Origin of the sequence: Niabella pedocola, assembly GCF_021044425.1 — a bacterium.
Taxonomy (GTDB): Bacteria; Bacteroidota; Bacteroidia; order Chitinophagales; family Chitinophagaceae; genus Niabella; species Niabella pedocola.
Map to the genome: position 1 here is coordinate 1,632,791 of NZ_JAJNEC010000005.1, position 13,055 is coordinate 1,645,845.

Genomic DNA, 13,055 nt, shown 5'->3' on the forward strand with positions numbered 1-13,055 from the left:
AAATACGATAAAAACCGTTATGTGGCAGTCGCAAAAGCCGTTTACAACGTATTGTCTTTCTGAACTCGTTTCAGCATCTGTTGATGGATCATTTTTTAAATGCCGAAACAATTCCGATGGCATAACAAATGAGCAGTTTCAAATTGCCGGAGGCAACAAGGTAATCATGCGGAACCTGAAGCCCGCGCAGCATAGGACGAAGCGGCCAGTAAAAAAGCCGGTACAAATAAATTTGCCCGGCTTCACTATAAAGTATTGTATGCTGTTACTTGCTCAGGAACATGCTCCGGTCTTTATACAATTGTCTGAAATAGGGATCTTTCAGGTTTTTGATAAAACGGATGGCCTCTCCGGTACTCTTCATTTCGGGTCCCAGTTCTTTGTTTACCCCCGGGAATTTATTGAAGCTGAATACCGGTTCCTTGATCGCATAACCGGTCAGTTTTTTCTCAAATTTGAAGTCGGTGAGCTTGTTGGCCCCGATCATTACTTTGGTGGCAATATTCAGATAAGGGATCTGATAGGCTTTTGCAATGAACGGCGTGGTACGTGATGCACGCGGGTTGGCTTCAATTACATAAACTGTTCCGTCCTTGATGGCAAACTGGATATTGATCAGGCCCCGGATGTCGAGCGCCCTCGCAATTTTTTCCGCATAATGCTCCATGGTGGTCACTTCCATCGGGGAAAGATTGAAGGCGGGCAATACCGCATTACTGTCTCCACTGTGAATACCAGCGGGTTCAATATGCTCCATCACCCCCATTACATGGAAGTTTTCTCCATCATAGATCGCATCTACCTCAGCCTCCTGGCAACGGTCCAGGAAATGATCGATCAGGATCTTATTACCCGGGATGTGTTTCAGCAGGCTGATCACCGCTCTTTCTACCTCATCGTCGTTCAGTACGATCCGCATCCGTTGTCCGCCCAACACGTATGAAGGACGCACCAATACCGGGTAACCCACACGGTTTGCAATCTGCACCGCTTCATCAACCGTCCAGGCCGAACCATATTCAGGGTAAGGGATCTTTAATTCCTTCAGCATATCGCTAAACCGTCCGCGGTCTTCTGCAATATCCATATTATCAAAGCTGGTGCCCATGATCGCTACGCCCATGTCCTTGATCTTTTCAGCCAGCTTCAGGGCTGTTTGTCCGCCCAGCTGCACGATTACGCCCGCGGGCTTTTCGTATTCGATCAGCTCACGTACATGCTCCCAGTATACCGGCTCAAAGTACAGCTTATCGGCCATATCGAAATCGGTGCTCACCGTTTCGGGGTTACAGTTCATCATGATGGCCTCATAACCCGCTTCTTTAATGGCCAGCAGTCCGTGCACGCAGCAATAATCAAACTCAATACCCTGACCGATACGGTTAGGGCCGCTGCCCAGTACAATAATCTTTTTCCGGTCTGAAACTTTTGATTCGTTGTGCACCAGGTCGCCGGCGCTCAGATCCGATTTGGCAGGAGCATCAAAAGTAGAATAGAAATAAGGGGTTTTAGCTTCAAATTCGGCGCTGCAGGTATCCACCATTTTATACACCCGGTTGATACCCAGTTCCTTTCTGCGGGCATACACGGCTTCTTCCGTATTTCCATGTCCCATGATCTCGGCGATCTGGGCATCGCTGAACCCGTTCACCTTGGCATCCCGCAGCAAATCGGCCGGCAGTGTATCCAGGTTATATTCCGCAATTTTCTTTTCCAGCACGCAAAGTTTCTGGATCTCCGAAAGGAACCAGCGGTCGATGCCATTGGTGGCTTTTGAAATGGTTCCTACCGATACACCGGCCATCAAGGCATCCTTAATGCGGAAAATGCGGTCCCATTTTGGCGTTTTAATATATTCCAGCAGTTCTTCTGCCCGCATCAGGCTTTTACCATAGTATCCCAGGCCGATGGCATTATTTTCCAGGCTCTGGCAGGCTTTCTGCACCGCTTCATTAAAGCTGCGGCCGATGGCCATCACCTCACCCACACTCTTCATCTGCAGGCCCAGGGTATCATTGGCTCCTTTAAATTTATCAAAATTCCAGCGGGGGATTTTTACAATTACATAGTCCAGTGCCGGTTCAAAATAAGCCGAAGTGGTTTTGGTGATCTGGTTTTCCAGCTCATCCAGGTTATAACCAATAGCCAGCTTAGCGGCTATTTTTGCAATCGGGTACCCGGTAGCTTTTGAAGCCAGTGCCGAAGAACGGCTTACCCTTGGGTTGATTTCAATGGCAATGATCTCTTCGGTTTCGGGATTCATGGCAAACTGCACGTTACAGCCACCAGAAAAATTGCCCAGATCGCGCATCATCCGGATAGCCGTATTCCGCATCAGCTGCATTCCGGTATCGCTCAGCGTCATGGAAGGTGCTACGGTAATGGAATCACCGGTGTGCACACCCATTGGGTCGAAGTTTTCTACCGTACAAATGATGCAAACATTGTTGGCCGCATCTCTCAATAACTCCAGCTCAAATTCCTTCCAACCCAAAACCGCTTTTTCCACCAGCACCTCATGAATGGGCGACGCCTGCAAACCCCGGTTCAGGGCTTCATCCAGCTCATCTTTATCATGTACAAAACCGCCACCGGTACCGCCAAGGGTAAAAGAAGGCCGGATCACCAGCGGAAAACCGATCTCCTGGGCAAATTCTTTTCCTTCCAGGAATGAATTGGCCGTTTTTGCTGTGGCCACCTGAATACCCAGTTCAATCATCCACTGACGGAATAATTCACGGTCTTCAGCCTTATCAATGGCCTTGATATCCACACCAATAAGCCGTACATTGTATTCTTTCCAAAGTCCCAGTTCTTCGGCTTCTTTACAAAGGTTTAATGCAGTTTGACCTCCCATTGTGGGCAATACCGCGTCAATATCATTTTCCTGCAGGATCTGTTCAATACTCTCTGTGGTCAGCGGCAAAAGGTATACACGGTCTGCCATCATCGGGTCGGTCATAATCGTGGCAGGATTGCTGTTGACCAGGACCACTTTGATCCCTTCTTCCCGCAAACTGCGGGCGGCCTGGGTGCCGGAGTAGTCAAATTCACAAGCCTGACCTATTACAATAGGACCGGAACCGATAATCAGTACCGTTTTAATGGAAGTATCTTTGGGCATCTTTTAGTTTTCTTTTAAAAAAAATAAATTGCGCAAAAGTAGGCCTAAAACAGGAAAAAGAAGGCTTAATTACCGAAGAATTTCCAGCTTATTTTTAAAAACGAACGATAGTACATTTTTAAGACGGTCAGAAACCGCAATACCGGTACGCTATGGCTTTTCTACAAACCGGTAACTACCGTGCGAATCATAATCAATATGATGTTTTTCTTTTAATTCTTTAATATACCGCAATGTTGTTTTGGTGTGCGGACTGGCTACGCTGTTGCCATATGGTTCAAAACTATGCAATAGCATTTCCTCGAGGCAGCTGCTTACAGACATTCCTTTATGTACCGCCAGATCCTCGAGCAATGCGGCCAGCCGTTTTTCCAATCGCACCGGCACATCCACCCGCTCTATTTCGATGGGCGGTTCCATATTATAGATATAATGCCCAAAAACAAGATCATTTCCATAGGGATCCCGGACGGTATAATCACGGACACCATATTCCCGGTCGGCAATGGGTTCCGTTATGGATGTTCCATTGGATTTGTGAAATGCATACAACGCATCCGCATTTTCAATCATAAAGAAAACGGAGCTCCCGGTATAGGATGCTCCTGCCAGCGCCAAAAATATTTGCTTATCACCAAGGAACACTCCTGCAAAATGAGGTGTGGCGCCCCAGGTGAACCCAAAAGTAAAGCCCAGGTGCCGCGTATAAAAATCAATAGCTTCCTGAATATTGTCCACCTTTAATGTGGGCTGCACCTGTAATGCTTCAACAACTGGAGGCTTCATACAAACGTTTTTCCAAAGCTACAATTAATAACAGACGTTTCCGGTTCCAACTCAACCTGTGAGAAAACAGTTCCCGTGATCCGCCTATCAGTTACCGGCTATCTTTATTGCCAGTTTTACCGCTCCGGCGGCATTTGCGATCCTGCCGGAACTGCAAAGTTCGGAAAGCATTACTTTTTCATCGCTGGTACCGGGTTTAATGACCGGTTCCTTCAAAAGTGTGCCGGACCTTTTTAAAATGTCTACCACCTCTGCCGCCTTTAATTTGGGGAAGTACGACCGTAAAAGGGCGGCAATGCCCGCAACCACCGGGCTGGAAAGACTGGTGCCACTGGCCACCTGCGTACCATCGCCGGCAATGGCACAGTGAATTTCGAGCCCCGGGGCAAACAGGTCTACTTTTTTCTTACCGTAATTGCTAAAACCAGCCACCAATGCGCCCAAACTGGCATCCCCGCTGGCGCCCACCTGGATTATATTTGGCAAAAACCGGTTATCGATAGTATAGGCATTGGGATAATGATCATCCGTATCAATATCGGCGGCATCATTACCGGAACCATGTACCAGCACCACGTCTTTCGACAGGGCGTATTCAACGGCCTCATCCACCCAATGTTTATCGGGCGATATGTATTTTCCAAAGCTCATATTGATCACTTTAGCACCGTGATCAACCGCGTACCGGATCGCAAGCGCTACATCTTTATCAAATTCATCTTTTCCCAGGATCCCCCGGATCATCATGATCTTAACATTATCAGCGATACCATCAATGCCGATGCTATTGTTACGTACGGCGCCGATCACACTGCTAACACCAGTGCCATGATAACCGCTGAAGCCGGTAAGATTATGATTCCCGTACCGGGTCCTTGTAATATCATAATCATCATCTTTCAGCAGGTTTCCCCGGAAGTCCTCCGGAGCTGTGGTCAGTTTTAACAGGTTGTCCTCCTGCTCTTTCTTGTAGTCACCCAGCCCTTTCATAAAGCCGGCATTGCTGGTCTGGCCGTCTTCGAGTATTCTTTTCCAGATCCCGATCCATTCCCTGTTGGCATCGGAAACCGGAATGCTGTCCAGGTCCTTTAAAGTGAACACATCTTTATTCAGCGCTTTTTTCAGAATCGTATTGGACCGTTCGGCCACTTCCCAGTTTCCACGCAGGTTGTCAATGATCTTTGAGGCGCTGTTATACGACTCAACCAGTTTCTGATGCGCCCGTTTCCATTCGCGGTAATGCCACTGCTGGTCCTTTGCAACCGCCGCACTGTCCTTTCCCTCAAACTGTGCCTTAAACCGGTGATAGGTACGCCAGTCATCGCTCACACTTACCGAAAGATTTGTTCCATCCGGTGCGCCCAGGTAATTCCATCCATAGTAGTCGTCAACCAGCCCGTTACCATCATCGTCTATATGATTATTGGGAATTTCTTTAGGGTTCTGCCACAACACGGGTTTCAGATCCGGTTGCAGGGTATCAATACCACTGTCGATCACCGCCACGATCACCGGTGTGCTTTTGCGGCCTTTCAGAAGGGCATAGGCCTGGTTGAGACTGATACCCTGGTAACCATCCTGCTGATAATCGAGGTAATGCCAGTCTTTTATCTTCGGCTTTACAGTTTGCGCTTCGCCGGTATTTGATCCAAACAGCAACACAGCGGTTACTGCCATCCATTTTTTCATGTTTCTTTTTATAAAAGCTATGAAAGTAGCCTTTATTGCTGATTTATTGCTGATTTAAAAATTTTATAAACTCCGATTGTTCATCCAAAAATATAAAACAGTCCTTTAGCTGGTGATAATTTTGTTTATCCGTTACCTGCGGAAAAACCAGTTTCGCCATTTTCAGCTTGTTATTGCCAAATTTAAAACTGGTGATCCATTGCCGCACCTGTGCCGTGGTAAAAGAATTGTATTGGGTACCGGCTCTGAAGATCGCTTCTTTATCATCATCAAACGCTTTGCCGCCAATGGCCCTGGCAAGTGCATTTGCATCCGCGTCCTTCATTCTCGGGAGCCGGGGATAAGTGACTCCTTCCGGGTACGCCAACGGATCGCGGGAAACAACCGGTCTCCCGGACCCTGTTTTTAGCAGTTCCTCGGTTTTTTCTAATTGCATTTCCTGCCGCACGGAAATCGTTACTTTTTGACCGGGTTTGAGATCCACATTTGTTTCGCGGGTAGACGCCTGCGGAAAGAACGGGTCCCATATCCTCAGCTTGTACCTTCCTCCAGGCAGGTTGGCAATGGAAATATTCGACCCGCTTTCCTCAAAGTAGTGGGTAGCATTTTCCAGAATAATATTAAAGCTGTGATTCCGGTCGTTTTTCACCTGAACCGTCGATTGGGCACCGGCAAAACAAGGCAGGCCCAGCAGCAGGAGGTAGTACAACTTCTTCATAACAATTTTGCTTTACAGCATAGAAGCGCCGTTTTATAAAAGCGTTCGCCTCCGGTTGTTAAGAATGTTACAAATTAAATCTCCCCATTAATAAAAGCAGCTGTTTTACTCCGCTGCTATTTTTTTGCTGCTGTAAATATCACCACGCGATGATCTGCCGGCTTTATTGTTTTGAGGTATGCAAAGATCGCTTTCAGGTCGCCCTCTGTCATACCGGCGTACATGCTCCAGGGCATAATGGTGTTGAATTCATTTTTGCCCACAGGGTGCAGTGCTTCCGGCCTGTTGAATAATTTAAACCGGCTTACGAACATACTATCCGTCCAGGCACCAATGCCGGTTTTAACATCCGGTGTGATATTGGGTGTGCGTAAAACACCAGCCGGCATTACAAATTCCCTTCCTCCATTGAATGCCTTTTCCGGTATGATCTGCCCTTTATCAACGGGTGTATGACACTCCACGCATGCGGCGATGGTCACCAGGTATTCACCCCGCTTTACAATATCAGCCGTATCAGGCCGCGGCATCGGCTCCGCTTTTTTCGGAATCGTATTGATGATAAAGTTCAGGGGGAAGTCGATCTTCCGGGCCGGCGGATCGCTTTTTTGGGATGTCAGGGTGCGCAGGTACGCAATGATGCTTAACACATCCTCCGGATCCATTTTCCCATAATTTAAATAGGGCATTACCGGGAACAAGGCTTCTCCGTTCTTGTTGACACCTGTTGTAATTGTCCTGTAAATTTCACCGTCGGTCCAGCCGGAAAGATGATACGGGGTAATATTTTTAGAATAAAAGGTGCCGGGGAAACCCATTTCGGGGCCAAAATATTCACCGCCCACACCGGTTGAGCCTTCCACAACCGGCCCCGAAAACCGCGTCCAGTCTCTTGTTGAATGACAATCCATACAAACGGCCACATGATTGGCCAGATAGCGACCTCTTTCTACCCGGTCCGGCAAAGCTTTCGCCTGTACATCCGGAGCCTTTCCTACCGCAGGCAATAAAATTTTAAGGTAGCCCAATGCGGCTACCATCAATATAATAATAGCAAGGACCAAAAATTTCAAAAAACGTTTCATAAAGCAGTTCGTTTATATGCCATGCAAAGTTAGCCACACTTCCAGGAAAACTACCCCTTATCACTAAAAATTGCGATATGCAGACACCAAGTCTGCCTGTTTCCCTATTTTTGAATGGATGGCAAAGCATTTTATCTTATCCATACTCTTGTTAGCCGGCTTTTTTTCGCACGCCCAACTTTATAAAAAACCGGTTTACCCGCAAAATTATTTCAGGTGGCCAACATTACTGAATCCCGATATTGTGGCCAACATGGGCGAACTGCGTCCCAATCACTGGCATATGGGTTTAGACGTGCGAACCAATCAAAAAGTAAATCAGCAGGTGGTAGCAGCCGCGGACGGCTATATTGCCTTTGTAGGAATTGAGCCGTTGAGCTGGGGGCGCTGGATCATTATCAACCATCCCAATGGTCTATCCACTCTTTATGGTCATTTAAATGATTTCCGGCCCGATCTTGAAGCCTATGTAACCGATCACCAATACGAGGAAGAATCCTGGGAAACACATCTCAACATTCCGCCCGGAAAATTTCCGGTTAAAAAGGGTGATTTTATTTCCTACAGCGGCACTACCGGCGGCTCCCAGGGCCCCCATGTGCACTGGGAAGTGATCGATACCAAATCCGGAAGACGTTTGAACCCGGACCTGTTTGGCACTCCATTCAACGATATCTATCCTCCATCGATCGTGAAGCTGGTCATGTACGACCGCAATAACAGTACTTATGACCAATATCCGGTGAGCGTTCCTGTTCATAGGTCCGGATCATCGTACACCGTGCCGGGCGGGCAGCTCCAGACGGCGTTCAACAACCTGAGTTTTGCCATACAGGCTTACGATACCTGGAACAGCGCCGGCAACCGTGATGGTATTTACAGTGCCCGGCTTTTTTTGGATGACCGCGAGATCTCCAGCTTTTACATCGACAGCATCGGTTATAACAGTACCCGGTATATGAATTGCCAGGTCGATTATAAAATGAAGGCCAATGGCGGGGCCTGGGTGCAGCATATTTCCAAATTGCCCGGCGACCGGGGCGGCGTCTATTATGACCTGGGGTGGAACAACAATACCATCCGGGTAAAGGATACCAGCGAACATGATATACAGATACTGGTAAGTGATACCCGCGGCAATACAGCCACACTTGCATTCAAACTGAAAAACAACGGAGCAACGCCTCCTGCGGTTAAATCCTACGAATGGCTGCCCAACCGGCTGAACCGCATTTTTAAATATGACTTTGAAGCCTACCTGCCCATGTTTGTTTTATATGATAAAATGAACTCCGGTTATACCCGGCTTTCATCCGGCGGCGGCAGCAGTATTTCTGCAAGACACAAACTGGGAGAAAATGATATACCGGCGCACAGCGACTTTGAAGTACGCATTAAGCCTGAAAAATCCATAGCTCCGGAAAACCGCGATCGCATCGTAATCAAAAGAACCGGCAGCGGCAGTACGGTGAAAAAAGCAAGCTGGAACGGGGAATGGGTGAGCGCATTGTTCCGCGATTTTGGAACATTCGAGGCGTTTGTAGACAACACGCCGCCGTCCATCAATGCATTGGGCAGCGGCGCCGTCGTAGATCTGAGCCGGTCCTCCCGGATCGCTTTTACGCCCACCGACAATTTCGGTATTGCCGACTTTCGCGCGGAAATAGATGGCCGCTGGATCCGGTTCACCAATGATAAGGGTAGAACCTATCTTTATTATTTTGACGAAAAAGTCCCCCCGGGTGAACATACCCTCGCTGTAACTGTTACAGATATTGCCGGAAATAAAACCGAACGAAGCTGGAAATTTAGAAGAGGCGGCGGATCTGTTGCGGATGAACCGGTGCGGGAACGGCCTAAAACCAGCACAAAGAAAACAGCCTCCGGCAAACATACCGTTACAAAAAAGCAAAGCAGTACCCGGTCTAAAACAGCTGCAAAAACAGCATCCGGCAAAACCACAAAAAAAGCCACCGGCAAGAAGAAAAAATAAGATCAAAAACTGTTTACAATTATATGGCAACACATTTGAAAGAAGGAGACAAAGCCCCGGCATTTACGGGTACAGACCAGGATGGAAAAAAAATTTCGCTGAAAGATTTTAAAGGCCAAAAAGTGGTGCTGTATTTTTATCCAGAGGATGATACCCCCACCTGTACCATACAGGCTTGCAACCTGCGCGATAACTACGCCCTGTTAAAAAAGGAAGGGCTTCAGATCATTGGTATCAGTCCTGATGATGAAGCCAAACACAAAAAATTCGAAAAGAAATTTTCGCTCCCCTTTCCCCTACTCGCCGACCCGCGGCATACCATTATTGAAAAATATGGGGTGTGGGGCGAAAAGCAGATGTTTGGCAATAAATACATGGGGCTGCACCGCACTACTTTTGTGATCGATGAAAAAGGCATCATCCAGAAAATCTTCCTCAAACCCAAAAGTGCCAGTCATGCGGAAGAAATCATCAGCAAGCTGAAAAAATAAGCCAGGAAGAAGTCCTTCCGTTTACACGGTTAATTTAGTGCCTTCATAAATTTCCTGGATCGGGATGGCTGTGTCAATCGCACTGATGATTAGCGTTTCGCCAGGTGTTTTATACTCTTCCAGCTCCCAATGTCCCGTGGTATTAAGCCGGAAGGCTTCAATATTGATACTTTCCGAATCGATCAGAATGTAGGCTTTCAATGCCGGAATATCACGGTATAGCTTAAATTTACTACCCCGGTCATAATCTCTTGTAGAAAGAGAAAGGATCTCGATCAGCACAACAGGCGCAACAGCGGTATCGGCATCTTCCGGAGATGGAACAATATCTCCGCAGATAATGGAAATATCAGGGTAGGTGAACAGGGTGTTTTCCGGGATATGGATACGGAGGTCGCTGCCATAAGGTTGACAAGGCCGGCCTTGCAGCTGCATATAGAGTCTTCCCAGCATGTTTTTAAATATCACATTGTGCTTCCGTCCGGCACCGGCTATGGCAAAAATTCCGCCGCGGTAGTATTCATGTTTTTCGGGGGAAGCTTTTTCCATTTCCAGGTATTCCGGAATGGTGTAATATGCTTTCTGGTAAGCAGGTGCCGGCTCATGTAAAATATGATCTTCCATATTTGCAAGTTACCACTTTTTATGGCGGGATTTCTGTCGTATTTTTGGGCAACTGATCATGCATTCTTTCCGTATCAAAGAAAACTCATTCATCGCCCGGCTGGCAGCCGGAAAGTTAAAATCGAAAAATGTGGCCATGGTCCTTGGCCATACCATTCATTTGTATGGGGTTACCCGGGCTGCATTCCTGGCGGATGAGCGCTGGGTACGGCACGAGCTGAAACACATCGAACAATACCAGCAATACGGAACACTGAAATTTTTATTCAAATACCTGGCGCAGGCTATAAAGTATGGATATTTTAACTGTCCGCTTGAAAAAGAGGCAAGAGCCGCTGAGCATGATGCCGCTATCCTGGCCCGGTTTGTACTGAAAAAGGGCGATAAAGTACAGGTATGATGCAGCAGCGGCACCGTCTGTGAAGTTTTTTATCACTAGAGTCCGGCAAGCCGGTAGTGAAGCCCCAATGATACCTGAAGCGGTTTACTTTTTTTGTATACATCCATACCCGTGTTTTCCTTTTGATACAGGGAACTAAAACTGTACCCAGCTCCCAGCACGCCGTCAAGAGGTTTCAGCACCCGGTAACGCATATTCAACTGTCCTCCAATCAGTAATTTCCTCGGGAGGCCTTTTTCTTCAAAATAGCCAGAAACCGCTTTGCCATCACTTCCATAACGAATAATCGTATTGGAATACTTTTTTGCGATAAGGTAATTCAACACAGGACCCGCCTGAAGGCTCAACCGGTTGAATTGTTTTTCAACATTCAGCAATTTCGAGTACAGATAGGTAAAACGAGAATCCCCATAACCGTTCCAGACAGATTTCATAGAAACCGCTTCCATACCTATTTTGGTATCATACGTAAAAACAGTTTGCGTCACACCCAGTGAAGCAGATAGTCCCCAATGATTCGCTAGCCTGCGTGTTATGGCTCCATCAACGTAAAAACCAACACCCGGTTTTGTTTGAGATGGTGCAGAATAATTTACAGGAGATTGTCGTGAATTATCAATATTAATATAGTCTGGAATAACAAAGTCCTCCACATAGATTATTTTGCTTTGAAAGTTCTTCACAAAACTGGCATTTCCTCCTGCATTTACAGAAAGACTGTATTGCTGGGCATAGCCGGCATACAGCTGGGTTACCATCAAAAGAAGCAGTACTGTTTTTTTCAAAAGAAGTCGTTTTATTGCAGATCATTGCGTTTTAGCATCATCAAAAATAACACATTCCCGGATTACCGTATCAGCCAGCTTAACGCGCCAAAATCATACATAGGCTTTGGTGCGCCTTCCAGCAATAGCCGGCCCTGGCTGTTTACCGCTTTTACGACAGCAGGGAATACCGTGCCCTGCTCATCGCGAAATATTACCGGTTCGTTCCGTTTGTATAAAAAACGGTTATATTGCTCAAGCACCAACGCGAATGTTGCTTCAAAACCGGTTTCCAGCGCGTTGAAGCGATTAAAAATGCGTCTTGCCAGTTCGTTAGCCAGCTCCAGGCAATCATAGCTTTTTCCGGTTACCTGTTTGAGGGAAACGGCCTGTTTCAGCTCCTCCGGAAAATGGTCCTGGTTGATATTGATCCCGATTCCCGCCACAGCCCAGTTCCATTTCTGTCCGGTAATGATGTTTTCGATCAGCATTCCAACTGCCTTTCTGTCTTGAAAGTAAATGTCATTCGGCCATTTTATAAACCAGTTGCCCGTTGCCAGATCTGCCAAAAACGCCCGGGTTTCCACGGCAATCATCGCGCTAAGCGCAAATAACTGTGCCAGTTCCAGGCCTTTAGGCGCTATAATGAGGCTCAGGTGAATGTTTTGCCCCGAAGCGGTAACCCATTTTTTTCCTCTTTGTCCCTTACCGGCCAGTTGCTCATGCGCAAAAACCCCCATGCCATGGTATGCCAAACCTTCACGTATCCGGCTAAGGGCATAGTTATTGGTACTGTCTACCTGCGGCAATTCAATGACAGCAGGAATTTGAGAAGCATCTGCCTTTTTTTGCGTCAATATTTGCTATTTTTGAACAAAGTAAAATAAGTTTAAGGACTCCGTTTCTGTAAAGGGACGGATTCCCGTTAAAAAAATATAAATTCTTCTATTTGGAACCATTAGCATCGCTAACAAAACGTAAAATTTCAGGTACAGCCAGGCTTACAAGAAATTCTAAAATTTTCAAAACGATTATTTCTGCCATTCAGGAAAAAAAAGGGGAACATATTGTTTCATTGGATCTCAGGCAGATCACAGAAGCCGTGTCCGATTTTTTTATCATTTGCGACGCAACAAGCGGCCCCCAGATCAAAGCAATCGCCGACAATATTGAATACCGGGTAAAAGAGGCAACCGGTGAAAATGTTTACCAGCGGGAAGGTACACAAACACTGCAATGGGTTTTAATGGACTATGTAAATATTGTAGTTCATATCATGCTGCCGGAACAACGCAAATTCTATAACCTGGAAGAAATGTGGAGCGACAGCAGTGTAAAAGAGCACAAAGAGCCTTAATTGAGGAAAAATAGTAATACCTCT

General features: G+C 46.8%; 12 protein-coding genes. 4 read left to right on the forward strand and 8 right to left on the reverse strand.

The annotated features are described in order from the left end of the window. Positions 1–265 precede the first annotated feature (265 nt). The 5 genes from carB to LQ567_RS14420 all read right to left on the reverse strand — a co-directional run bounded on the left by carB (position 266) and on the right by LQ567_RS14420 (position 7,402). Complete coding sequence (gene carB, locus LQ567_RS14400; RefSeq protein ID WP_231005222.1) at positions 266–3,124, reverse strand: carbamoyl-phosphate synthase large subunit; 2,859 nt, start codon at positions 3,122–3,124, stop codon at positions 266–268. 150 nt (positions 3,125–3,274) lie between these two features. Beyond that, the gene (locus LQ567_RS14405) at positions 3,275–3,910 is read right to left on the reverse strand and encodes a VOC family protein (protein WP_231005223.1); all 636 of its coding nucleotides are present in this window, start codon (positions 3,908–3,910) and stop codon (positions 3,275–3,277) included. Between the two features lie 87 nt (positions 3,911–3,997). After that, positions 3,998–5,599, reverse strand: coding sequence for a S8 family serine peptidase (locus LQ567_RS14410; RefSeq protein ID WP_231005224.1), 1,602 nt, complete (start codon positions 5,597–5,599; stop codon positions 3,998–4,000). 43 nt (positions 5,600–5,642) lie between these two features. Further along, positions 5,643–6,317: a DUF4476 domain-containing protein gene (locus LQ567_RS14415; protein ID WP_231005225.1), complete on the reverse strand. Its 675-nt coding sequence runs from the start codon at positions 6,315–6,317 to the stop codon at positions 5,643–5,645. Between the two features lie 116 nt (positions 6,318–6,433). Then, positions 6,434–7,402, reverse strand: coding sequence for a c-type cytochrome (locus tag LQ567_RS14420; protein WP_231005226.1), 969 nt, complete (start codon positions 7,400–7,402; stop codon positions 6,434–6,436). Between the two features lie 118 nt (positions 7,403–7,520). Between LQ567_RS14420 and LQ567_RS14425 the strand changes: the two genes are divergently transcribed. Both LQ567_RS14425 and bcp read left to right on the forward strand, forming a co-directional pair. Continuing rightward, complete coding sequence (locus tag LQ567_RS14425) at positions 7,521–9,395, forward strand: M23 family metallopeptidase (protein ID WP_231005227.1); 1,875 nt, start codon at positions 7,521–7,523, stop codon at positions 9,393–9,395. Positions 9,396–9,418: 23 nt separating this feature from the next. After that, complete coding sequence (gene bcp, locus LQ567_RS14430) at positions 9,419–9,886, forward strand: thioredoxin-dependent thiol peroxidase (RefSeq protein WP_231005228.1); 468 nt, start codon at positions 9,419–9,421, stop codon at positions 9,884–9,886. Between the two features lie 21 nt (positions 9,887–9,907). Here the strand turns inward: bcp and LQ567_RS14435 are convergent, their stop codons facing one another. Next, the gene (locus LQ567_RS14435; RefSeq protein WP_231005229.1) at positions 9,908–10,510 is read right to left on the reverse strand and encodes a Uma2 family endonuclease; all 603 of its coding nucleotides are present in this window, start codon (positions 10,508–10,510) and stop codon (positions 9,908–9,910) included. Between the two features lie 58 nt (positions 10,511–10,568). Here LQ567_RS14435 and LQ567_RS14440 point away from each other — a divergent pair, with 58 nt between their 5' ends. Next, positions 10,569–10,910 carry a DUF4157 domain-containing protein gene (locus LQ567_RS14440; RefSeq protein ID WP_231005230.1) on the forward strand — a complete coding sequence of 114 codons (342 nt, stop codon included), beginning with the start codon at positions 10,569–10,571 and terminating at the stop codon, positions 10,908–10,910. Between the two features lie 35 nt (positions 10,911–10,945). On the opposite strand, the gene LQ567_RS14445 is transcribed toward LQ567_RS14440, so the two are convergent. Beyond that, complete coding sequence (locus tag LQ567_RS14445) at positions 10,946–11,695, reverse strand: porin family protein (RefSeq protein WP_231005231.1); 750 nt, start codon at positions 11,693–11,695, stop codon at positions 10,946–10,948. 62 nt (positions 11,696–11,757) lie between these two features. After that, complete coding sequence (locus LQ567_RS14450; protein WP_231005232.1) at positions 11,758–12,531, reverse strand: biotin--[acetyl-CoA-carboxylase] ligase; 774 nt, start codon at positions 12,529–12,531, stop codon at positions 11,758–11,760. A gap of 92 nt (positions 12,532–12,623) precedes the next feature. Between LQ567_RS14450 and rsfS the strand changes: the two genes are divergently transcribed. Continuing rightward, positions 12,624–13,031 (forward strand): ribosome silencing factor, encoded by a 408-nt coding sequence (gene rsfS / locus LQ567_RS14455; RefSeq protein WP_231005233.1) that lies wholly within the window; start codon positions 12,624–12,626, stop codon positions 13,029–13,031. Positions 13,032–13,055: the final 24 nt, after the last annotated feature.

What these genes read in the sequence shown, in the direction of transcription:
- carB (WP_231005222.1), bottom strand. Translation starts at nt 3,124, where the DNA reads ATGCCCAAAGATACTTCCATTAAAACGGTACTGATTATCGGTTCCGGT.
- LQ567_RS14405 (WP_231005223.1), bottom strand. Translation starts at nt 3,910, where the DNA reads ATGAAGCCTCCAGTTGTTGAAGCATTACAGGTGCAGCCCACATTAAAG.
- LQ567_RS14410 (WP_231005224.1), bottom strand. Translation starts at nt 5,599, where the DNA reads ATGAAAAAATGGATGGCAGTAACCGCTGTGTTGCTGTTTGGATCAAAT.
- LQ567_RS14415 (WP_231005225.1), bottom strand. Translation starts at nt 6,317, where the DNA reads ATGAAGAAGTTGTACTACCTCCTGCTGCTGGGCCTGCCTTGTTTTGCC.
- LQ567_RS14420 (WP_231005226.1), bottom strand. Translation starts at nt 7,402, where the DNA reads ATGAAACGTTTTTTGAAATTTTTGGTCCTTGCTATTATTATATTGATG.
- LQ567_RS14425 (WP_231005227.1), top strand. Translation starts at nt 7,521, where the DNA reads ATGGCAAAGCATTTTATCTTATCCATACTCTTGTTAGCCGGCTTTTTT.
- bcp (WP_231005228.1), top strand. Translation starts at nt 9,419, where the DNA reads ATGGCAACACATTTGAAAGAAGGAGACAAAGCCCCGGCATTTACGGGT.
- LQ567_RS14435 (WP_231005229.1), bottom strand. Translation starts at nt 10,510, where the DNA reads ATGGAAGATCATATTTTACATGAGCCGGCACCTGCTTACCAGAAAGCA.
- LQ567_RS14440 (WP_231005230.1), top strand. Translation starts at nt 10,569, where the DNA reads ATGCATTCTTTCCGTATCAAAGAAAACTCATTCATCGCCCGGCTGGCA.